Source organism: Escherichia sp. HH091_1A, assembly GCF_030295175.1.
Lineage (GTDB): Bacteria > Pseudomonadota > Gammaproteobacteria > Enterobacterales > Enterobacteriaceae > Escherichia > Escherichia coli_F.
The window spans coordinates 774,809-795,399 of the sequence record NZ_AP025747.1 but is presented as its reverse complement, the minus strand read 5'-3'; the positions used below and the strand labels follow the sequence as shown (position 1 = coordinate 795,399).

Here is a 20,591-nt window from a genome sequence, read left to right as displayed (position 1 = left end):
CAATATTCTGGGTAGTCCATGACCATTAAAAATGTAATTTGCGATATCGACGGCGTGCTGATGCACGATAACGTCGCCGTACCGGGTGCAGCGGAATTTTTGCACGGGATTATGGATAAAGGCCTGCCGCTGGTGTTGCTGACCAACTATCCTTCGCAGACCGGGCAGGATCTGGCGAACCGCTTTGCCACTGCGGGTGTAGATGTGCCGGACAGCGTGTTTTATACCTCCGCGATGGCGACCGCCGATTTCCTGCGTCGCCAGGAAGGCAAGAAAGCGTATGTGGTGGGCGAAGGCGCACTGATTCATGAACTGTACAAAGCCGGTTTCACTATTACCGATGTGAACCCTGATTTTGTGATTGTTGGCGAAACGCGTTCCTACAACTGGGACATGATGCATAAAGCAGCCTATTTCGTCGCTAACGGTGCACGCTTTATCGCCACCAATCCGGATACTCACGGACGCGGTTTTTATCCAGCCTGCGGCGCGTTGTGCGCGGGGATCGAGAAAATCTCCGGACGTAAACCGTTCTATGTCGGTAAGCCCAGCCCATGGATCATCCGCGCGGCATTAAACAAAATGCAGGCGCATTCGGAAGAAACGGTGATTGTCGGTGATAATCTGCGTACCGACATTCTGGCGGGCTTCCAGGCCGGTCTGGAGACGATTCTTGTACTGTCCGGTGTTTCGTCGCTCGACGATATCGACAGTATGCCGTTCCGCCCGAGCTGGATTTACCCATCGGTCGCTGAAATCGACGTTATCTGAATAGCAACCACGCCTCAGGGCGTGGTTTCTTATTTTTACCCATCATTAAAATTCGCCCATTCAATAAAACCCGCCAAAAAATATCGATTCATCAATAAATACACCTCCAAACCCTCCTCTTTTTCATCAATCAGCAATCACCATTACGTTTTTTATTTTCCCCCTGCCAAATCGCTTGCGCATAGTGCTGCTTTGCGGCATTTTTTTAAACAAGCAAACACAATAAGCAACAAACACCAGGTTAACGGAGAAGGTTATGTGTTCAATTTTTGGCGTATTCGATATCAAAACAGACGCAGTTGAGCTGCGTAAGAAAGCACTCGAGCTGTCACGCCTGATGCGTCATCGTGGCCCGGACTGGTCCGGTATTTATGCCAGCGATAACGCCATTCTCACCCACGAACGTCTGTCCATTGTTGACGTTAACGCGGGGGCGCAACCTCTCTACAACCAACAAAAAACTCATGTGCTGGCAGTAAACGGTGAAATCTACAACCACCAGGCATTGCGCGCTGAATATGGCGATCGTTACCAGTTCCAGACCGGGTCTGACTGTGAAGTGATCCTCGCGCTGTATCAGGAAAAAGGGCCGGAATTTCTCGACGATTTGCAGGGCATGTTCGCTTTTGCCCTGTACGACAGCGAAAAAGATGCGTATCTGATTGGTCGCGACCATCTGGGGATCATCCCACTGTATATGGGCTATGACGAACATGGTCAGCTGTATGTGGCCTCAGAAATGAAAGCCCTGGTGCCGGTATGCCGCACGATTAAAGAGTTCCCGGCGGGGAGCTATTTGTGGAGTCAGGACGGCGAAATCCGTTCTTATTATCACCGCGACTGGTTCGACTACGATGCGGTGAAAGATAACGTGACCGACAAAAACGAGCTGCGTCAGGCACTGGAAGATTCCGTTAAAAGCCATCTGATGTCTGATGTGCCTTACGGTGTGCTGCTTTCTGGTGGTCTGGATTCCTCAATTATTTCCGCGATCACCAAGAAATACGCCGCCCGTCGCGTGGAAGATCAGGAACGCTCTGAAGCCTGGTGGCCGCAGCTGCACTCCTTTGCTGTAGGTCTGCCGGGTTCACCGGATCTGAAGGCAGCCCAGGAAGTGGCAAACCATCTGGGCACTGTGCATCATGAAATTCACTTCACTGTACAGGAAGGTCTGGACGCCATCCGCGACGTGATTTACCACATTGAAACCTATGATGTGACCACTATTCGCGCTTCAACACCGATGTATTTAATGTCGCGTAAGATCAAGGCGATGGGCATTAAAATGGTGCTGTCCGGTGAAGGTTCTGATGAAGTGTTCGGCGGTTATCTTTACTTCCACAAAGCACCGAATGCCAAAGAACTGCATGAAGAGACGGTGCGTAAACTGCTGGCCCTGCATATGTATGACTGCGCGCGTGCCAACAAAGCGATGTCAGCCTGGGGCGTGGAAGCACGCGTTCCGTTCCTCGACAAAAAATTCCTTGATGTGGCGATGCGCATTAACCCACAGGATAAAATGTGCGGTAACGGCAAAATGGAAAAACACATCCTGCGTGAATGTTTTGAAGCGTATCTGCCTGCAAGCGTGGCCTGGCGGCAGAAAGAGCAGTTCTCCGATGGCGTCGGTTACAGTTGGATCGATACCCTGAAAGAAGTGGCGGCGCAGCAGGTTTCTGATCAACAGCTGGAAACTGCCCGCTTCCGCTTCCCGTACAACACGCCGACGTCCAAAGAAGCGTATCTGTACCGGGAGATCTTTGAAGAACTGTTCCCGCTTTCGAGCGCCGCAGAGTGCGTACCGGGCGGTCCTTCCGTCGCGTGTTCTTCCGCTAAAGCGATTGAGTGGGATGAGGCGTTCAAGAAAATGGACGATCCGTCTGGTCGTGCGGTTGGTGTTCACCAGTCGGCGTATAAGTAAGAAATGCGGTACTGCCCCGGAGAAATCCGGGGCTGTTTCAGTTATTGAGCTGCTTGTTGATTCTGATATGCAGTAAGGAAATGTTCCGGGTTTGCCACATCACTGTTTGACAACTCATCACTGTAGGCCACCGACCAGGTCGCCTGCTCATCCGGAATATGCAGGCTGCCATTCCCCTCTTTCAGGCGTAATAACTCAAAAGATTTGCCCTTAATTACGGCGGTATAGGATTTTTCACCTTCCTGTAATGCTTTCACTTTACAGCGAAAAATCTGGCCATCGATGTCATTATCAACATGCGATACCTGAATGAGGGCTTCATTAGAGGCTTTCGGCCCTATCCGCATCATCCACACCACAGCGCCTTCCTGCCCACGATAGCCAAAAACATATTTACCGATTTCCGGTTTGACCGTATCGGCAAACGCAGATTGCATAAGTAATAACGCACCCATCAGCGCCGTCATAAAACGCAGCATAGTATTCCCTCAATAAATCGCCTGAAGTGGTAGCAGAGATGCAGGCGTAGCGATCCCTGCCCTGTCCTGTTGCAACGGGCCAGTATTTCATAGATTAATTTCCTACCACTATTGTTGAATTCCGAATTTCATCCTGTATGACAAAAGAATGGCTGTAGGGTGGGAAAAAAACACAAAGTAAACAATAATTGACGAATATAGCGCCACGCTGTTCGCAACCTAACCAAACAGTCACTTTCGAGCAATTTTCCTTGAAAAAGAGGTTGACGCTGCAAGGCTCTATACGCATAATGCGCCCCGCAACGCCGATAAGGTATCGCGAAAAAAAGATGGCTACGTAGCTCAGTTGGTTAGAGCACATCACTCATAATGATGGGGTCACAGGTTCGAATCCCGTCGTAGCCACCATCTTTTTTGCGGGAGTGGCGAAATTGGTAGACGCACCAGATTTAGGTTCTGGCGCCGCAAGGTGTGCGAGTTCAAGTCTCGCCTCCCGCACCATTCACCAGAAAGCGTTGTACGGATGGGGTATCGCCAAGCGGTAAGGCACCGGTTTTTGATACCGGCATTCCCTGGTTCGAATCCAGGTACCCCAGCCATCTTCTTCGAGTAAGCGGTTCACCGCCCGGTTATTGGGGTATCGCCAAGCGGTAAGGCACCGGTTTTTGATACCGGCATTCCCTGGTTCGAATCCAGGTACCCCAGCCATCGAAGAAACAATCTGGCTACGTAGCTCAGTTGGTTAGAGCACATCACTCATAATGATGGGGTCACAGGTTCGAATCCCGTCGTAGCCACCAAATTCTGAATGTGTCGAATGCGTTCGGCAAATTCACAAACCAATTTGTTGGGGTATCGCCAAGCGGTAAGGCACCGGATTCTGATTCCGGCATTCCGAGGTTCGAATCCTCGTACCCCAGCCAATTTATTCAAGACGCTTACCTTGTAAGTGCACCCAGTTGGGGTATCGCCAAGCGGTAAGGCACCGGATTCTGATTCCGGCATTCCGAGGTTCGAATCCTCGTACCCCAGCCACATTAAAAAAGCTCGCTTCGGCGAGCTTTTTGCTTTTCTGCGTATATTCAATGTCGAATGCGATGTTGACACGTCTTATTCTTCAAAGTCGGATGCGACGCTGACGCGTCTTATCCGACCTACGGTTGGCATGCATTCGGCAATGTTGTAAGGCTACAACCCTAACGCATATTTCAGCGCCTGCCGTTTCAATACGCCAGCACGCTCCGCCGCCATTAACCCGAGATTACGCATAAAACGCAGTGGCGGCAGATTATTGCTGAATCCGGCATAAAACAGATCCATACCGCTTTGCATAATGAAGTTATCCGCCATACGCCGCATCTGGTAACGCTTGAGGACAGGATAACTGGCCCACGCTTCACCGTAGCTGCGGGCATTCACCAGAACGTCAATCAGCGCATCAACATCGCGATAACCAAGATTCACCCCCTGCCCCGCCAGCGGATGAATGGTGTGCGCCGCATCGCCCACCAGCGCCAGCCCTGGTTGCACATACTGCAACGCATGGCGGCGCGTCAGCGGAAACGCACCAGCGGCGAGTGGCATCACGTACCCAAGACGCGACGGGAAATGCTTCGCGATTTCCGCCTGTAGCTGCGCCATATTCATATTCTGCAACTGGCGAATGCGTGCCGGAGAGTCATACCACACCAGCGATGCCCAGTTATCAAACAACGGCAGAAACGCACGAGGTCCATCCGGGGTAAATTGCTGCCAGGTGCTGTCGCCGGGATCGTTCTCACACTGTACGCTAATCAACATACACGACTGTGCATACTGCCAGGCATGAACGCCAATTCCCGCCATTTGCCGCACCTGCGAATTTGCACCGTCAGCGCCAATCACCAGCTTCGCCTGGATCAATTCTCCCCCCTTCAGTTCCAGTTCCTGAAGATCATTATGGCGATGCAGAGCAATCAGTGAGCCTGGCACACGTAACGTTACTTTCGGATGCGCCTCCAGCGCCTGCCACAGCGCCTGTTGCAGGACAGTGTTTTCCACCATATAGCCAAGCAACGGCAGCTTCAATTCGGCTGCATCAAACACCACATGCGCCGTTTCCCACTCCCACGTTTCCAGTCTGCGATAAGGATGGCAACGCATGGCCTGTACCGCGTCCCAGACGCCTAAACCTTTAAGCAATGATACCGAAGCCGCACTAATCGCCGAGATCCGCACATCCGGCTGGCTGTCAGCGACAAACGGCGCAGGTTCTGCGTGCTCGATTACCGTTACCGAAAATCCGTGCTGTGCCAGTCCCAGCGCCAGTGCGCCGCCGACCATTCCTCCGCCGACAATGGCAATTTCCGTTGGTTGATTTGTCATGGTCAATCATCCTGTTAGCAATATGCTTTAAGTTTACAGGATTTTTACCCCCAAGGGCTGATAACGCTCATACTGGTCACAACGGCAGCAAAGCATTACACTATGCGCCCTGCATTCCTGGCTACTATTTCGCAAGAGCAAGTCGATGACCAAAAAACTCCATATTAAAACCTGGGGCTGTCAGATGAACGAGTACGATTCATCGAAGATGGCCGATCTGCTGGATGCCACCCACGGCTATCAACTGACCGACGTGGCGGAAGAAGCGGATGTGCTGCTGCTGAACACCTGCTCAATCCGCGAGAAGGCTCAGGAAAAAGTCTTCCATCAGTTGGGTCGCTGGAAACTGTTAAAAGAGAAGAATCCAGACCTGATTATCGGCGTCGGCGGCTGCGTGGCATCGCAAGAAGGCGAGCACATTCGCCAGCGCGCCCACTATGTTGATATTATTTTTGGGCCGCAAACACTGCACCGTCTGCCGGAGATGATCAACTCCGTACGCGGCGACCGCAGCCCGGTTGTAGATATCAGCTTCCCGGAAATCGAGAAGTTTGACCGTCTGCCGGAACCGCGTGCCGAAGGACCAACCGCGTTTGTCTCCATCATGGAAGGCTGCAATAAATATTGCACCTACTGTGTGGTGCCTTACACCCGTGGTGAAGAGGTAAGCCGTCCTTCCGACGATATTCTGTTTGAGATTGCCCAGCTTGCGGCTCAGGGCGTGCGTGAAGTCAACCTGCTCGGTCAGAACGTGAACGCCTGGCGTGGTGAGAACTACGACGGCACCACCGGATCGTTTGCCGATCTGCTGCGTCTGGTTGCGGCGATCGACGGGATCGATCGTATTCGCTTTACCACCAGCCATCCGATCGAATTCACCGACGATATCATCGAAGTGTACCGCGACACGCCGGAGCTGGTGAGCTTCCTGCATCTGCCGGTTCAGAGCGGTTCCGATCGCATTCTAAACCTGATGGGACGTACCCACACGGCGCTGGAGTACAAAGCGATCATCCGTAAATTGCGTGCGGCGCGTCCTGATATTCAGATCAGTTCTGACTTCATTGTCGGCTTCCCGGGCGAAACCACCGAAGACTTCGAAAAAACGATGAAGCTGATTGCCGACGTCAATTTCGACATGAGCTACAGCTTTATCTTCTCCGCTCGTCCGGGTACACCAGCCGCCGATATGGTTGATGATGTTCCGGAAGAAGAGAAGAAGCAGCGTCTGTATATTCTGCAAGAGCGCATTAATCAGCAAGCGATGGCATGGAGCCGCCGTATGCTCGGCACCACCCAGCGTATTCTGGTAGAAGGTACATCGCGTAAGAGCATCATGGAGCTTTCCGGTCGTACTGAAAATAACCGCGTGGTTAACTTCGAAGGCACGCCGGATATGATCGGTAAATTCGTCGATGTAGAAATTACCGACGTCTATCCGAACTCTCTGCGCGGTAAAGTGGTGCGAACTGAAGATGAAATGGGTCTGCGCGTGGCAGAAACACCGGAATCGGTGATTGCCCGTACCCGCAAAGAAAATGACCTGGGCGTGGGTTATTATCAGCCGTAATTCTCAGGCCCGCCGTTCCGGTGGGCCTTGTTTTTTCTCTCTTTATCCCCATCTTTATCGCAATGCTTGCGCCTTTTTCCTGTGGCGTGAATAATTTCCTTATAGGCCGGTGAATGTTCAGCTTCCGGCGGCATACAGATAAGAGGAACGGTTTGAACATAGACACTCGCGAAATCACTCTGGAGCCAGCAGACAACGCACGTCTGTTGAGCCTGTGCGGCCCGTTTGATGACAACATCAAACAACTCGAACGCCGTCTCGGCATCGAAATCAATCGCCGCGATAATCATTTTAAACTGACCGGCCGTCCGATTTGCGTCACCGCTGCGGCAGACATTCTGCGTAGCCTGTATGTCGATACTGCCCCGATGCGCGGTCAGATTCAGGATATCGAGCCGGAACAGATCCACCTTGCGATTAAAGAAGCGCGCGTGCTGGAACAAAGTGCGGAGAGCGTGCCGGAGTATGGCAAAGCGGTCAATATCAAGACCAAACGCGGTGTAATTAAACCGCGCACGCCAAACCAGGCGCAGTACATCGCCAATATTCTCGACCATGACATTACCTTCGGCGTTGGCCCGGCGGGTACGGGTAAAACCTACCTGGCAGTGGCTGCGGCAGTTGATGCCCTGGAGCGTCAGGAAATTCGCCGTATTCTGCTGACTCGTCCGGCGGTAGAAGCCGGTGAGAAACTGGGCTTCCTGCCTGGCGATTTAAGCCAGAAAGTGGACCCGTATCTGCGCCCGCTGTATGACGCGCTGTTTGAAATGTTGGGCTTTGAGAAAGTCGAGAAGCTGATTGAGCGCAACGTTATTGAAGTCGCGCCACTGGCCTATATGCGTGGCCGTACGCTGAACGACGCGTTTATCATTCTTGATGAGAGCCAGAACACCACCATCGAACAGATGAAGATGTTCCTGACTCGTATCGGTTTTAACTCAAAAGCAGTTATTACCGGCGATGTCACGCAGATCGACTTACCGCGTAATACTAAATCAGGTTTACGTCACGCTATCGAGGTGTTAGCCGATGTCGAAGAGATCAGCTTTAACTTCTTCCACAGCGAAGACGTGGTTCGTCACCCGGTGGTAGCGCGTATCGTTAACGCTTATGAAGCCTGGGAAGAAGCCGAACAAAAACGAAAAGCGGCGCTGGCAGCAGAACGCAAGCGCGAAGAACAGGAACAAAAATGAGTCAGGTGATCCTCGATTTACAACTGGCATGTGAAGATAATTCCGGGTTACCGGAAGAGAGCCAGTTTCAGACATGGCTGAATGCGGTGATCCCGCAGTTTCAGGAAGAATCGGAAGTGACGATTCGCGTGGTCGATACCGCCGAAAGCCACAGTCTCAATCTGACCTATCGCGGTAAGGATAAGCCGACCAACGTGCTCTCCTTCCCGTTTGAAGTACCGCCTGGCATGGAGATGTCGCTGCTGGGCGATCTGGTTATCTGCCGTCAGGTGGTTGAAAAGGAAGCACAGGAGCAAGGCAAACCACTGGAAGCGCACTGGGCGCATATGGTGGTGCACGGCAGTCTGCATTTGTTAGGTTACGATCACATCGAAGATGACGAAGCAGAAGAAATGGAAGCCCTCGAAACAGAGATTATGCTTGCTCTGGGCTATGAGGATCCGTACATTGCCGAGAAAGAATAATTTGCCAGGCATTTGACTGGCAGACGTCCCCGCCGTTGGTGATTAACGACGGCGTTTTGATTAACTAACATGAGAACCCATACGACGCCATGAGCGACGACAATTCACACAGTAGTGACACGATAAGCAACAAGAAGGGATTTTTCTCCCTGTTACTCAGCCAACTTTTCCACGGTGAACCGAAAAACCGTGACGAACTGCTGGCGCTGATCCGTGATTCCGGGCAGAACGACCTTATCGACGAAGATACGCGCGATATGCTCGAAGGGGTGATGGACATCGCAGACCAACGCGTTCGCGACATCATGATCCCCCGCTCCCAGATGATTACCCTGAAACGCAACCAGACGCTGGACGAATGCCTTGATGTCATCATCGAGTCCGCCCACTCACGTTTCCCGGTGATTAGCGAAGACAAAGATCACATTGAAGGGATTCTGATGGCGAAAGACTTGCTGCCGTTTATGCGCAGCGATGCTGAAGCCTTCAGCATGGACAAAGTGTTACGTCAGGCGGTTGTCGTTCCTGAAAGTAAGCGCGTAGACCGGATGCTGAAAGAGTTTCGCTCTCAGCGTTACCACATGGCGATCGTCATTGACGAATTCGGTGGGGTTTCCGGTCTGGTGACCATTGAAGATATCCTGGAACTGATTGTTGGTGAGATTGAAGACGAGTATGACGAAGAAGATGATATCGACTTCCGTCAGCTGAGTCGTCATACCTGGACCGTGCGCGCACTGGCTTCCATCGAAGATTTCAACGAAGCCTTCGGCACCCACTTTAGCGATGAAGAAGTCGACACCATCGGAGGTCTGGTGATGCAGGCATTTGGGCATCTCCCGGCGCGTGGCGAAACCATCGACATCGACGGTTACCAGTTCAAAGTGGCGATGGCCGACAGTCGGCGTATTATTCAGGTTCATGTCAAAATCCCGGATGACTCACCCCAGCCAAAGCTGGATGAATAAAACCGAAACTGGATAGATAACTACATGGCTTTTGCCTCATTAATTGAACGCCAGCGCATTCGCCTGCTGCTGGCGTTATTATTCGGTGCCTGCGGAACGCTGGCCTTCTCTCCTTACGATGTCTGGCCTGCGGCGATTATTTCGCTGATGGGGCTTCAGGCGCTGACCTTTAACCGCCGTCCACTCCAGTCTGCCACTATTGGCTTTTGCTGGGGATTTGGCCTGTTTGGCAGCGGTATTAACTGGGTCTATGTCAGCATCGCGACCTTTGGCGGAATGCCTGGCCCGGTTAACATCTTCTTGGTGGTGCTGCTGGCGGCGTATTTGTCGCTGTATACCGGACTGTTTGCTGGCGTACTGTCGCGTCTGTGGCCGAAAACCACCTGGCTGCGCGTGGCGATTGCCGCCCCTGCTCTCTGGCAAGTGACCGAGTTTCTGCGCGGTTGGGTGCTGACTGGCTTCCCGTGGTTGCAGTTCGGCTATAGCCAGATTGACGGTCCGTTAAAAGGACTGGCACCGATAATGGGCGTGGAAGCCATTAACTTCCTGCTGATGATGGTAAGCGGCCTGCTGGCACTGGCGTTGGTCAAACGCAACTGGCGTCCGCTGGTGGTGGCCGTCGTGCTGTTCGCCCTTCCCTTCCCGCTGCGTTACATCCAGTGGTTCACCCCGCAACCGGAGAAAACCATTCAGGTTTCGATGGTTCAGGGCGACATTCCGCAATCGCTGAAGTGGGATGAAGGCCAGCTTCTCAATACGCTGAAGATTTACTACAACGCAACGGCACCGCTGATGGGCAAATCATCGCTGATTATCTGGCCGGAGTCGGCGATAACCGACCTGGAAATTAATCAGCAGCCGTTCCTCAAAGCACTGGACGGTGAGTTGCGTGATAAAGGTAGCTCGCTGGTCACCGGGATTGTCGACGCGCGTCTCAATAAGCAGAATCGCTACGATACCTACAACACCATCATCACGCTGGGTAAAGGTGCACCGTATAGCTACGAATCAGCCGATCGCTATAACAAAAACCATCTGGTACCGTTTGGCGAGTTTGTCCCGCTGGAGTCGATTCTGCGTCCGTTAGCACCGTTCTTTGATCTGCCGATGTCGTCATTCAGCCGTGGACCATATATCCAACCACCGCTGTCGGTAAATGGTATTGAGCTTACTGCGGCTATTTGCTACGAGATCATTCTCGGCGAGCAAGTGCGCGATAACTTCCGCCCGGATACCGACTATCTGCTGACTATCTCCAACGATGCGTGGTTTGGTAAGTCTATTGGCCCATGGCAGCACTTTCAGATGGCGCGAATGCGTGCGCTGGAGCTGGCGCGCCCGCTGCTGCGTAGCACCAACAACGGCATTACGGCGGTGATTGGCCCGCAGGGTGAGATTCAGGCGATGATCCCGCAATTCACCCGCGAAGTGTTAACCACTAATGTGACGCCGACCACCGGACTCACACCGTACGCACGTACCGGCAACTGGCCGCTGTGGGTGCTGACGGCACTGTTTGGTTTTGCCGCTGTGTTGATGAGTCTGCGTCAACGACGTAAATAATCCCTTCTTATCGTGCCGGAATACATCCCGTATTTCGGCACGCTCGCCGGATGTGGTATCAGTGCGTTATCCGGATGACAAAATTCCCCTATCCAACTTTGGCACATCTATTGCTTTGTTATACAAGGCAAAGCTTGAACCCGCGTCAGTACAACCCGGTTGCACCATAGCAATCCACCGGTAGCACCAAAAGAGTGCATTTTAAGAGTTTTGCTTCGGAATGGTGCGGCGCATCTCGCAAAAACAAACAATAAAACATCAATATCTTTACATTTAGCCAAACTAAATGTTACCTAACAAACACAACACTGCACAATAAAGTTGCAGATGATAACAACACAAACACTCACAACGGGTATCCATGCGTTCTTAACGCAGAAGATAAAGGAGTTGGATATGCAATTACGTAAACCTGCCACAGCAATCCTGGCCCTGGCGCTTTCCGCAGGCCTGGCACAGGCAGATGACGCCGCCCCGGCAGCGGGCAGTACGCTGGACAAAATCGCCAAAAACGGTGTGATTGTCGTCGGTCACCGTGAATCTTCAGTACCTTTCTCTTATTACGACAATCAGCAAAAAGTGGTGGGTTACTCGCAGGATTACTCCAACGCCATTGTTGAAGCAGTGAAAAAGAAACTCAACAAACCGGACTTGCAGGTGAAATTGATTCCGATCACCTCACAAAACCGTATTCCGCTGCTGCAAAACGGCACTTTCGATTTTGAATGTGGTTCTACCACCAACAATGTCGAACGCCAAAAACAGGCGGCTTTCTCTGACACTATTTTCGTGGTCGGTACGCGCCTGCTGACCAAAAAAGGCGGCGATATCAAAGATTTTGCCGACCTGAAAGACAAAGCCGTAGTCGTTACTTCCGGCACTACCTCTGAAGTTTTGCTCAACAAACTGAATGAAGAGCAAAAAATGAATATGCGCATCATCAGCGCCAAAGATCACGGTGACTCTTTCCGCACCCTGGAAAGCGGTCGTGCCGTTGCCTTTATGATGGATGACGCTCTGTTAGCCGGTGAGCGAGCGAAAGCGAAGAAACCAGACAACTGGGAAATCGTCGGCAAGCCGCAGTCTCAGGAAGCCTACGGTTGCATGTTGCGTAAAGACGATCCGCAGTTCAAAAAGCTGATGGATGACACTATCGCTCAGGTGCAGACCTCCGGTGAAGCGGAAAAATGGTTTGATAAGTGGTTCAAAAATCCAATTCCGCCGAAAAACCTGAACATGAATTTCGAACTGTCGGACGAAATGAAAGCACTGTTCAAAGAACCGAATGACAAGGCACTGAACTAATTACAAGAACCAGGGGCGGAAATTCCAGCCCTCTCGATTGTTACGTAGCACGGACAGACTATACGCCTGATGGTCGTTCCCCATCGGGCCTGAAAACCGCAATACGCTGGGTAACAATCTTCGAGGGTAGCAGTTAACGCTGCTACCCTCTTTTTTCTGGAGTAGATTTATGTCTATAGACTGGAACTGGGGTATTTTTTTACAACAAGCCCCGTTCGGCAACACCACCTATCTTGGTTGGATCTGGAGTGGTTTTCAGGTGACGATTGCTTTGTCGATCTGCGCCTGGATTATCGCTTTCCTCGTCGGTTCATTTTTCGGCATTTTACGTACCGTTCCAAACCGTTTTCTCTCCGGTCTGGGTACGTTGTATGTCGAACTGTTCCGCAACGTGCCGTTGATTGTGCAATTCTTTACCTGGTATCTGGTTATCCCTGAACTGTTGCCGGAAAAAATCGGCATGTGGTTTAAGGCAGAACTAGACCCCAATATTCAGTTTTTCCTCTCCTCCATGCTCTGTCTGGGACTGTTTACTGCAGCTCGTGTTTGCGAACAAGTACGCGCCGCGATTCAGTCGTTGCCGCGTGGGCAAAAGAATGCCGCGCTGGCAATGGGTCTGACGCTACCGCAGGCTTACCGCTACGTACTGTTGCCTAACGCTTATCGCGTTATCGTCCCGCCAATGACCTCTGAGATGATGAACCTGGTGAAAAACTCCGCCATCGCCTCGACCATCGGTCTGGTGGATATGGCGGCGCAGGCCGGTAAATTGCTCGACTACTCGGCCCACGCCTGGGAGTCATTTACCGCCATTACGCTGGCGTATGTGTTGATTAACGCTTTTATCATGCTGGTGATGACGCTGGTTGAACGTAAAGTTCGCCTGCCCGGCAACATGGGGGGCAAATAATGTACGAGTTTGACTGGAGTTCCATTGTTCCTTCCCTGCCATATCTGCTCGACGGGCTGGTGATCACCCTGAAAATCACCATCACGGCGGTGGTCATTGGTATTTTGTGGGGTACGATGCTGGCAGTGATGCGCTTGTCCAGCTTTGCGCCGATTGCCTGGTTTGCCAAAGCCTACGTTAACGTGTTCCGTTCGATCCCGTTAGTCATGGTTTTGCTATGGTTTTACCTGATTGTGCCGGGTTTTCTGCAAAACGTGCTGGGATTATCGCCAAAAAATGATATCCGTTTAATTTCGGCGATGGTGGCGTTTTCGATGTTTGAAGCGGCCTACTATTCAGAGATTATCCGTGCCGGTATTCAAAGTATTTCCCGTGGGCAGTCGAGCGCCGCGCTGGCGTTGGGGATGACTCACTGGCAGTCGATGAAACTGATTATTCTGCCGCAGGCGTTCCGCGCGATGGTGCCGCTGCTGCTCACTCAGGGCATCGTACTGTTCCAGGATACCTCGCTGGTGTATGTGTTATCTCTGGCCGATTTCTTCCGTACCGCCTCAACCATTGGTGAGCGTGATGGTACACAGGTCGAAATGATTCTGTTTGCCGGGTTTGTTTATTTCGTTATTAGCCTTAGCGCATCGTTGTTGGTCAGCTACTTGAAAAGAAGGACAGCATAATGATTACCCTGAAAAATGTTTCAAAATGGTATGGTCACTTTCAGGTGCTGACCGACTGCTCAACCGAAGTGAAAAAAGGTGAAGTAGTGGTGGTTTGTGGGCCGTCAGGCTCCGGCAAATCAACACTGATTAAAACCGTCAACGGCCTCGAACCGGTGCAGCAAGGTGAAATCACCGTCGATGGCATCGTGGTTAATGATAAGAAAACCGATCTGGCAAAGCTGCGTTCCCGCGTCGGGATGGTGTTCCAGCATTTCGAGCTGTTCCCTCATTTGTCGATTATTGAAAACCTGACCCTGGCGCAGGTAAAAGTGCTTAAACGCGATAAAGCGCCCGCTCGTGAAAAAGCCCTGAAATTACTGGAGCGCGTAGGACTTTCCGCACATGCCAATAAATTTCCAGCGCAGCTTTCCGGCGGTCAACAGCAGCGTGTGGCAATCGCTCGCGCATTGTGCATGGACCCTATTGCGATGCTGTTCGACGAACCGACATCAGCGCTGGATCCGGAGATGATCAACGAAGTGCTGGACGTGATGGTGGAACTGGCGAACGAAGGAATGACCATGATGGTGGTGACCCACGAAATGGGCTTTGCCCGTAAAGTGGCGAATCGGGTGATCTTTATGGACGAGGGTAAAATTGTCGAAGACTCGCCGAAAGACGCTTTCTTCGATGATCCGAAATCGGACCGCGCAAAAGACTTCCTCGCGAAAATCCTGCATTAATCACTCTGGCGCGCATACCCAAGTGCGCGCCATCTCACGCTTTCTCGTTTCGGCCCTCGTATCTGTTACATCCTGGCGGTACCCTTGTCGCAAAGAAGCACACAACAAGGAGCAACAATGGCACTGCCGATTCTGTTAGATTGCGACCCAGGTCATGACGACGCTATCGCAATAGTTCTCGCCCTCGCCTCACCAGAGCTTGATGTCAAAGCAATTACGTCTTCCGCCGGAAACCAGACACCAGAAAAAACCTTACGCAATGTTCTGCGTATGCTGACCTTGCTTAATCGCACCGATATTCCGGTAGCAGGCGGCGCGGTAAAACCATTAATGCGTGATTTGATTATCGCGGACAATGTGCACGGCGAAAGCGGTCTCGACGGCCCGGCATTACCGGAACCAACGTTCGCACCGCAAAACTGCACGGCGGTGGAGCTGATGGCGAAAACGCTGCGCGAAAGTGCGGAACCCGTCACGATTGTTTCTACCGGACCGCAAACTAACGTTGCCTTGCTGCTCAATAGCCATCCGGAATTGCATAGCAAAATCGCCCGAATCGTGATTATGGGCGGCGCAATGGGGCTTGGTAACTGGACGCCAGCCGCCGAGTTTAATATTTATGTTGACCCGGAAGCGGCAGAAATTGTTTTCCAGTCAGGGATCCCGGTGGTGATGGCCGGTCTGGATGTTACCCACAAAGCACAAATCCACGTTGAAGACACCGAGCGTTTCCGCGCGATTGGCAACCCTGTTTCAACCATTGTTGCCGAACTGCTGGATTTCTTCCTCGAATATCATAAAGACGAAAAATGGGGCTTTGTCGGCGCACCGCTGCATGACCCATGCACCATCGCCTGGCTGTTAAAACCGGAGTTGTTTACCACTGTTGAGCGCTGGGTTGGCGTGGAAACACAGGGGAAATATACTCAGGGCATGACGGTTGTTGATTATTATTATCTGACAGGCAATAAACCGAATGCCACTGTAATGGTCGATATTGATCGTCAGGGCTTTGTTGATTTACTGGCTGAGCGTCTGAAATTTTACGCTTAACACACCACATTGATTAAGATCACCACGCGTTCACAGGGTGGTCTTAATCTGTTTATCTCTTTTTCTTTCAAGATATAAATGCAATGGATAATGCAGAACTCGCCATTGGTATCGATCTCGGCACTACCAATAGTTTAATTGCCGTCTGGAAAGACGGTGCCGCGCAATTAATTCCAAATAAGTTCGGTGAATATTTAACACCATCCATAATTAGCATGGATGAAAATAATCATATTTTAGTCGGAAAACCCGCTGTATCACGGCGCACTTCGCATCCGGATAAAACGGCAGCGTTATTTAAACGTGCAATGGGCAGTAATACCAACTGGCGGTTAGGCAGCGACACATTTAACGCACCAGAACTGTCCTCTTTGGTATTACGCTCATTAAAAGAAGATGCCGAAGAATTTCTGCAACGTCCGATTAAAGATGTGGTGATCTCCGTTCCGGCTTATTTCAGCGATGAACAACGCAAGCATACCCGTTTAGCAGCGGAGTTAGCCGGGTTAAATGCGGTACGCTTAATTAATGAACCCACAGCAGCTGCGATGGCATATGGCCTGCATACGCAACAAAATACCCGCTCGCTGGTTTTTGATCTCGGTGGTGGCACGTTTGACGTCACGGTGCTCGAATACGCCACGCCGGTGATTGAAGTTCACGCCTCCGCGGGAGATAACTTTCTTGGCGGCGAAGATTTTACTCATATGCTGGTGGATGAAGTTTTAAAACGCTCCGCAGTGGCTAAAAACATGCTCAACGAAAGTGAGCTGGCAGCCCTGTACACCAGCGTGGAAGCGGCAAAATGCAGCAATCAATTACCGCTGCAAATTAGCTGGCAGTATCAGGAAGAAACGCGTGAGTGCGAATTTTACGAGAACGAACTGGAAGATTTGTGGTTGCCGCTGCTCAATCGCTTGCGAGTGCCGATTGAACAGGCGTTGCGCGATGCACGTCTGAAGCCAAGTCAAATCGACAGTCTGGTGCTGGTTGGCGGCGCATCACAAATGCCGCTGGTGCAGCGAATCGCCGTGCGTCTGTTTGGCAAATTGCCATATCAAAGTTACGACCCGAGCACCATTGTCGCGCTGGGCGCAGCGATCCAGGCTGCCTGCCGCTTACGCAGCGAAGACATTGAAGAGGTAATCCTCACCGATATTTGCCCTTACTCGTTGGGTGTTGAAGTTAACCGCCAGGGTATTTCCGGCATTTTCTCGCCGATTATTGAACGAAACACCACTGTACCGGTGTCGCGTGTAGAAACTTACTCGACCATGCACCCGGAGCAGGATTCAATTACGGTTAACGTCTATCAGGGAGAAAACCACAAAGTTAAGAATAACATTCTGGTGGAATCCTTTGATGTTCCGCTGAAAAAAACCGGGGGTTATCAGTCTATCGATATTCGCTTTAGTTATGATATCAACGGATTGCTTGAAGTTGACGTACTTCTGGAAGACGGCAGCGTTAAGTCCAGAGTCATTAACCACAGCCCGGTAACGTTAAGTACCCAGCAAATTGAAGAGAGTCGGGCAAGGTTATCCGCATTAAAAATTTATCCGCGCGATATGCTTATTAACCGTACCTTTAAAGCCAAACTGGAAGAGTTATGGGCGCGGGCGCTGGGTGACGAGCGAGAAGAGATTGGCCGGGTGATCACCGATTTTGATGCGGCGTTGCAGTCAAACGATATGGCCCGCGTCGATGAAGTTCGGCGACGGGCGAGCGATTATTTGGCTATTGAGATCCCTTAAACACGGCTCACGGATGCGGCATAAACGCTGCATCCGGCATCGGCGCAAAAAACACATCCTCAGCTAAACAACATCGCGATTTTTCCGAGAGCATAGCCTATCACCAGCACCGTTAAGCTGATTTTGATAATGCTGGCAATGCTCTGTGGTTTTTCACTCTCATTATTCTTCTCTTCGTGTTCTTCAGGTGCTGGCTCGTCGATATCTTCTTCCACCGGCTCGAGCTTCACTTTCGTCAACAGCATCCGCGTGGTAATGGCCTCTAATGGATGAGCATCTCCACCTTCCAGCCTTGTATTAAGACGGGCCAGCATCTCTTGTTTTGGGAACGCTTCCAGCACAACCTGTTCCGCTACCCGATACAAATCCAGTAACGGTGAATCTTGTTCTGTCTCGCTACCGACTCTCGATTTCCACCATGCCCATGCTTTGCGCTTGAAGAATAACGACTCAATAAACGATTGACCTAACGGCGATAATTTTCCGCTATGTAAAATTTCCGCCCATAACAGCCGCGTCCGGGCGCTCTCGCCAGGAACATATTTCAACGGTTGACCTTGCGCATCTATCATGCTTCGCGCTTCGATAACCATCACTAATAACGCGAAATAATCCGGGCAATGTTGCGCACTCCACTGCAGTAATAAATTATCGGCTTGTGTAGACGGATAACTTTCCCAGTAACCGCAGAGATCGGCAAGCATGCTTTCCCCCTCGCCGCAGTACAACCGTTGCGCACACTGGTAATATCGGGCATCTTCACTTTCTGGTTCTTCCGTTTGCCACTGTTGCGCTACAGGAATGAGTTCCGCCATACCTGTTTGCACCGAGCTGTACCAGCGCAACAGTTTGCGATGTAACTTTGCATCATCAGGAATGAACCACGGACCTTCCATCGCCAAAAACGCAGTGACATAGTCGGGATGGTAACGGCAGCAGCGTTCCAGCGCGAAGTAATATTCAACAGTCTGGTTCTGTAACGCGGCGGGATATTCCTGAAGGCTAAGGAAATCGAAACAATCCCCAGCCTGAATGGCCTCAAGAAAAGCCTCCCGCTCTTCTTCATCCATTCCTTCGCTGTCACTAAATGAATGCCAGTTCAAACGCTCTGCCAGCAAAGAAGCACAATTTAATGAAAGATATCGCGCTTCTATAGCGACTGCACACAGCGGCCAGCGTAATTGATCGACATCCTCCATGTTCCAGGTATTTAATTGCTGAATAAATTTCTGCCAGGCGGAGGGCTGAAAACGATCACTTTCAGAATCGAGTAATGCCCTGAATGCACGTAGTATTTCATGTTCAGCGGCGGCATCTTTTTCTTCATCATCTGCTTCCTCGACAGGATTTACCGCCAGTCGCAGCGCCTCTTCATAGGCCTGGCGTAATGCTTTAAACCCCTGCGGATCGGTTTCGGGATGACACAACGGTAAGCGAGCAAGATAAGCCTGGCGGATAATGTCTATTTGCGTCGTGCTTTCAATTTCGAGGATTTGCCAACATGTTTTCATAGGTCGCTCACATCCTTAAGCGTTACCGGGCATTCAGGCTGGACAGTTAATGGCTGCCAGGGAAGCGTGGCATAGAAACGGTCGCTTCCCGCTGCCAGCTCTTCGAACATCCGACTCCCGGCGCTATCGTATTTGTACAGGGTTAGCGCCTCGCGTAGCGAAGCGTTGTCTTCGCACTGAGAAGATTGCCAGTAGAGACGCCCTAACGAATAGGCGGAAAAATAGTGCATCCAGCTGTGATAGTAATGGTGTGCTCGTATATAGACGCGCGATTGCAGCCATAAACTCTCGTCTTCCGTCAGCCACTTGTTGAGCACACCAACCCGTGATAAAAAACCCATCCGCACATAATCCCAAGCTTTGATTCCCCCTTCCCCACAACACATAGCGGTTTGGGCAACGAATTGGGTATAAATCAACCCTCTCTCCGAGCCGCCAGCAATTAATGCTTTCCACTCTTCAGGGGAAGAGCGATGCCATGTCAGATATAAGCCAGCTAAATCATTGGCATGACCATCATCGGTCATCTGATAAATAGTCTGAATTAAATCATCACGATTATTTATTCCCCAGGATGATGAGAGATCGAATTCTTTTATCCCAGTATACATTTTTGGCGAGTCATGCGCTGGCTTGCAACCCTGATTAAGTATTTCCATGGGTGCAGAAAGCGCAAAAAGAAGATATTGTTCTTCCTTATTCATTTGTTAATAATCCCTTAAGTGCATTAACTGACTACTTTTTTATTATTGATGAGTATAAACTTGACGCTTTCAAAATAAAAAGAAAATCGAAGCATTCACACATGAATAAAAAATTAATGTATATATTCGCAATATTTATAGTTGCAGCAATAACCTGTATTAGCCAACCCAAGAAAACGACGTTGCGTGATAAAGCCATGGCGAATTATGCCTTTGATTATTTAAGCTCACCGGGCAGTCTTCCATTCACCACGGCAGCCACGGAGCTTTCCGCGATTCATGGTCACTCAACGTCGCAATATCGCCTTGGAGAATTTTATCTTCATGGTAGCGACGGTAAACCACTGGATTATACACAGGCGAGATACTGGTATGAGCAATCAGCGGAACAGGAAAATCCACGCGCGCAAAGTAAACTGGGATGGATCTACCTGAAAGGTTTGGGAGTCAATCCCGATACCCGTAAAGCAATTCTCTGGTATAAGGAAGCAGCTGAACAAGGGCATGTTCATGCACAATACACGTTGGGTTTGATCTACAGAAACGGCACGGGCATTAGCACCAACAATTATGAAGCTCGCAAATGGTTAGAACTGGCGGCAGAGCAACATTATAAAAATGCGGAAAGATTACTTGCAGAGCTTCCCGCACATTAACGTCGA

18 protein-coding genes and 7 tRNA genes are annotated in these 20,591 nt (G+C 50.9%); 21 read left to right on the top strand and 4 right to left on the bottom strand.

Annotated elements, in window-relative coordinates; genetic code table 11:
• Positions 1 to 18 precede the first annotated feature (18 nt).
• Both nagD and asnB read left to right on the top strand, forming a co-directional pair.
• On the top strand, positions 19 to 771 hold the full coding sequence (gene nagD / locus QUF14_RS03655; protein WP_000153129.1) for a ribonucleotide monophosphatase NagD: 753 nt from the start codon (positions 19 to 21) through the stop codon (positions 769 to 771).
• Positions 772 to 1,027: 256 nt separating this feature from the next.
• Entirely contained in the window at positions 1,028 to 2,692 is a 1,665-nt protein-coding gene (gene asnB / locus QUF14_RS03650) for an asparagine synthase B (RefSeq protein WP_000337105.1), read from the top strand.
• A 41-nt stretch (positions 2,693 to 2,733) separates the two neighbouring features.
• On the opposite strand, the gene QUF14_RS03645 is transcribed toward asnB, so the two are convergent.
• Positions 2,734 to 3,171, bottom strand: a complete 438-nt coding sequence (locus QUF14_RS03645; RefSeq protein ID WP_000943486.1) for a hypothetical protein — start codon at positions 3,169 to 3,171, stop codon at positions 2,734 to 2,736.
• Positions 3,172 to 3,502: 331 nt separating this feature from the next.
• Between QUF14_RS03645 and QUF14_RS03640 the strand changes: the two genes are divergently transcribed.
• The 7 genes from QUF14_RS03640 to QUF14_RS03610 all read left to right on the top strand — a co-directional run bounded on the left by QUF14_RS03640 (position 3,503) and on the right by QUF14_RS03610 (position 4,206).
• Positions 3,503 to 3,579: transfer RNA gene (locus QUF14_RS03640), tRNA-Met, on the top strand.
• A gap of 8 nt (positions 3,580 to 3,587) precedes the next feature.
• Positions 3,588 to 3,672 (top strand) — tRNA-Leu (locus QUF14_RS03635).
• Between the two features lie 23 nt (positions 3,673 to 3,695).
• Positions 3,696 to 3,770: transfer RNA gene (locus tag QUF14_RS03630), tRNA-Gln, on the top strand.
• Between the two features lie 34 nt (positions 3,771 to 3,804).
• Positions 3,805 to 3,879 (top strand) — tRNA-Gln (locus QUF14_RS03625).
• A gap of 15 nt (positions 3,880 to 3,894) precedes the next feature.
• Positions 3,895 to 3,971, top strand: a tRNA-Met gene (locus QUF14_RS03620).
• Between the two features lie 48 nt (positions 3,972 to 4,019).
• A tRNA-Gln gene (locus QUF14_RS03615) sits at positions 4,020 to 4,094 on the top strand.
• Positions 4,095 to 4,131: 37 nt separating this feature from the next.
• Positions 4,132 to 4,206: transfer RNA gene (locus tag QUF14_RS03610), tRNA-Gln, on the top strand.
• A 153-nt stretch (positions 4,207 to 4,359) separates the two neighbouring features.
• On the opposite strand, the gene ubiF is transcribed toward QUF14_RS03610, so the two are convergent.
• Complete coding sequence (gene ubiF / locus QUF14_RS03605; protein ID WP_000184586.1) at positions 4,360 to 5,535, bottom strand: 3-demethoxyubiquinol 3-hydroxylase; 1,176 nt, start codon at positions 5,533 to 5,535, stop codon at positions 4,360 to 4,362.
• A 145-nt stretch (positions 5,536 to 5,680) separates the two neighbouring features.
• On the opposite strand from ubiF, the gene miaB reads away from it, so the two are divergent.
• The 11 genes from miaB (at position 5,681) to hscC (ending at position 17,714) form a co-directional block, all read left to right on the top strand.
• Complete coding sequence (miaB, locus tag QUF14_RS03600) at positions 5,681 to 7,105, top strand: tRNA (N6-isopentenyl adenosine(37)-C2)-methylthiotransferase MiaB (RefSeq protein WP_000162740.1); 1,425 nt, start codon at positions 5,681 to 5,683, stop codon at positions 7,103 to 7,105.
• A gap of 152 nt (positions 7,106 to 7,257) precedes the next feature.
• Positions 7,258 to 8,298 (top strand): PhoH family protein, encoded by a 1,041-nt coding sequence (locus tag QUF14_RS03595; protein WP_001018040.1) that lies wholly within the window; start codon positions 7,258 to 7,260, stop codon positions 8,296 to 8,298.
• Positions 8,295 to 8,762, top strand: a complete 468-nt coding sequence (gene ybeY, locus QUF14_RS03590) for an rRNA maturation RNase YbeY (RefSeq protein ID WP_000084469.1) — start codon at positions 8,295 to 8,297, stop codon at positions 8,760 to 8,762. Before QUF14_RS03595 ends, ybeY begins: the two co-directional genes overlap by 4 nt.
• Positions 8,763 to 8,851: 89 nt before the next feature.
• Entirely contained in the window at positions 8,852 to 9,730 is an 879-nt protein-coding gene (gene corC, locus QUF14_RS03585) for a CNNM family magnesium/cobalt transport protein CorC (RefSeq protein ID WP_001278605.1), read from the top strand.
• Between the two features lie 24 nt (positions 9,731 to 9,754).
• Positions 9,755 to 11,293 (top strand): apolipoprotein N-acyltransferase, encoded by a 1,539-nt coding sequence (gene lnt / locus QUF14_RS03580; protein WP_000853067.1) that lies wholly within the window; start codon positions 9,755 to 9,757, stop codon positions 11,291 to 11,293.
• 396 nt (positions 11,294 to 11,689) lie between these two features.
• Complete coding sequence (gltI, locus tag QUF14_RS03575) at positions 11,690 to 12,598, top strand: glutamate/aspartate ABC transporter substrate-binding protein GltI (RefSeq protein ID WP_001309342.1); 909 nt, start codon at positions 11,690 to 11,692, stop codon at positions 12,596 to 12,598.
• 169 nt (positions 12,599 to 12,767) lie between these two features.
• Positions 12,768 to 13,508, top strand: coding sequence for a glutamate/aspartate ABC transporter permease GltJ (gene gltJ, locus QUF14_RS03570; protein ID WP_000020941.1), 741 nt, complete (start codon positions 12,768 to 12,770; stop codon positions 13,506 to 13,508).
• Entirely contained in the window at positions 13,508 to 14,182 is a 675-nt protein-coding gene (gene gltK / locus QUF14_RS03565; RefSeq protein ID WP_000272807.1) for a glutamate/aspartate ABC transporter permease GltK, read from the top strand. The genes gltJ and gltK overlap by 1 nt, the downstream gene beginning before the upstream one ends.
• Positions 14,182 to 14,907 (top strand): glutamate/aspartate ABC transporter ATP-binding protein GltL, encoded by a 726-nt coding sequence (gltL, locus tag QUF14_RS03560; protein WP_000631384.1) that lies wholly within the window; start codon positions 14,182 to 14,184, stop codon positions 14,905 to 14,907. The genes gltK and gltL overlap by 1 nt, the downstream gene beginning before the upstream one ends.
• A gap of 117 nt (positions 14,908 to 15,024) precedes the next feature.
• Positions 15,025 to 15,960 carry a pyrimidine-specific ribonucleoside hydrolase RihA gene (rihA, locus tag QUF14_RS03555; protein WP_001207495.1) on the top strand — a complete coding sequence of 312 codons (936 nt, stop codon included), beginning with the start codon at positions 15,025 to 15,027 and terminating at the stop codon, positions 15,958 to 15,960.
• An 83-nt stretch (positions 15,961 to 16,043) separates the two neighbouring features.
• A complete protein-coding gene (gene hscC / locus QUF14_RS03550) occupies positions 16,044 to 17,714 on the top strand; it encodes a molecular chaperone HscC (protein ID WP_100733598.1) in 1,671 nt (556 codons plus the stop codon).
• A 59-nt stretch (positions 17,715 to 17,773) separates the two neighbouring features.
• On the opposite strand, the gene djlC is transcribed toward hscC, so the two are convergent.
• Positions 17,774 to 19,225, bottom strand: a complete 1,452-nt coding sequence (gene djlC, locus QUF14_RS03545) for a co-chaperone DjlC (protein WP_024212249.1) — start codon at positions 19,223 to 19,225, stop codon at positions 17,774 to 17,776.
• Positions 19,222 to 19,929 carry a DUF1266 domain-containing protein gene (locus tag QUF14_RS03540; RefSeq protein WP_001030924.1) on the bottom strand — a complete coding sequence of 236 codons (708 nt, stop codon included), beginning with the start codon at positions 19,927 to 19,929 and terminating at the stop codon, positions 19,222 to 19,224. Before QUF14_RS03540 ends, djlC begins: the two co-directional genes overlap by 4 nt.
• 101 nt (positions 19,930 to 20,030) lie before the next feature.
• On the opposite strand from QUF14_RS03540, the gene QUF14_RS03535 reads away from it, so the two are divergent.
• On the top strand, positions 20,031 to 20,585 hold the full coding sequence (locus QUF14_RS03535) for a tetratricopeptide repeat protein (protein WP_001035662.1): 555 nt from the start codon (positions 20,031 to 20,033) through the stop codon (positions 20,583 to 20,585).
• The last annotated feature ends 6 nt before the right edge of the window (positions 20,586 to 20,591 follow it).

Bases quoted from the DNA above. Each gene is read 5' to 3' on its own strand.
- nagD (WP_000153129.1), top strand. From the start codon at position 19: ATGACCATTAAAAATGTAATTTGCGATATCGACGGCGTGCTGATGCAC.
- asnB (WP_000337105.1), top strand. From the start codon at position 1,028: ATGTGTTCAATTTTTGGCGTATTCGATATCAAAACAGACGCAGTTGAG.
- QUF14_RS03645 (WP_000943486.1), bottom strand. From the start codon at position 3,171: ATGCTGCGTTTTATGACGGCGCTGATGGGTGCGTTATTACTTATGCAA.
- ubiF (WP_000184586.1), bottom strand. From the start codon at position 5,535: ATGACAAATCAACCAACGGAAATTGCCATTGTCGGCGGAGGAATGGTC.
- miaB (WP_000162740.1), top strand. From the start codon at position 5,681: ATGACCAAAAAACTCCATATTAAAACCTGGGGCTGTCAGATGAACGAG.
- ybeY (WP_000084469.1), top strand. From the start codon at position 8,295: ATGAGTCAGGTGATCCTCGATTTACAACTGGCATGTGAAGATAATTCC.
- corC (WP_001278605.1), top strand. From the start codon at position 8,852: ATGAGCGACGACAATTCACACAGTAGTGACACGATAAGCAACAAGAAG.
- lnt (WP_000853067.1), top strand. From the start codon at position 9,755: ATGGCTTTTGCCTCATTAATTGAACGCCAGCGCATTCGCCTGCTGCTG.
- gltI (WP_001309342.1), top strand. From the start codon at position 11,690: ATGCAATTACGTAAACCTGCCACAGCAATCCTGGCCCTGGCGCTTTCC.
- gltJ (WP_000020941.1), top strand. From the start codon at position 12,768: ATGTCTATAGACTGGAACTGGGGTATTTTTTTACAACAAGCCCCGTTC.
- gltK (WP_000272807.1), top strand. From the start codon at position 13,508: ATGTACGAGTTTGACTGGAGTTCCATTGTTCCTTCCCTGCCATATCTG.
- gltL (WP_000631384.1), top strand. From the start codon at position 14,182: ATGATTACCCTGAAAAATGTTTCAAAATGGTATGGTCACTTTCAGGTG.
- rihA (WP_001207495.1), top strand. From the start codon at position 15,025: ATGGCACTGCCGATTCTGTTAGATTGCGACCCAGGTCATGACGACGCT.
- hscC (WP_100733598.1), top strand. From the start codon at position 16,044: ATGGATAATGCAGAACTCGCCATTGGTATCGATCTCGGCACTACCAAT.
- djlC (WP_024212249.1), bottom strand. From the start codon at position 19,225: ATGAAAACATGTTGGCAAATCCTCGAAATTGAAAGCACGACGCAAATA.
- QUF14_RS03540 (WP_001030924.1), bottom strand. From the start codon at position 19,929: ATGAATAAGGAAGAACAATATCTTCTTTTTGCGCTTTCTGCACCCATG.
- QUF14_RS03535 (WP_001035662.1), top strand. From the start codon at position 20,031: ATGAATAAAAAATTAATGTATATATTCGCAATATTTATAGTTGCAGCA.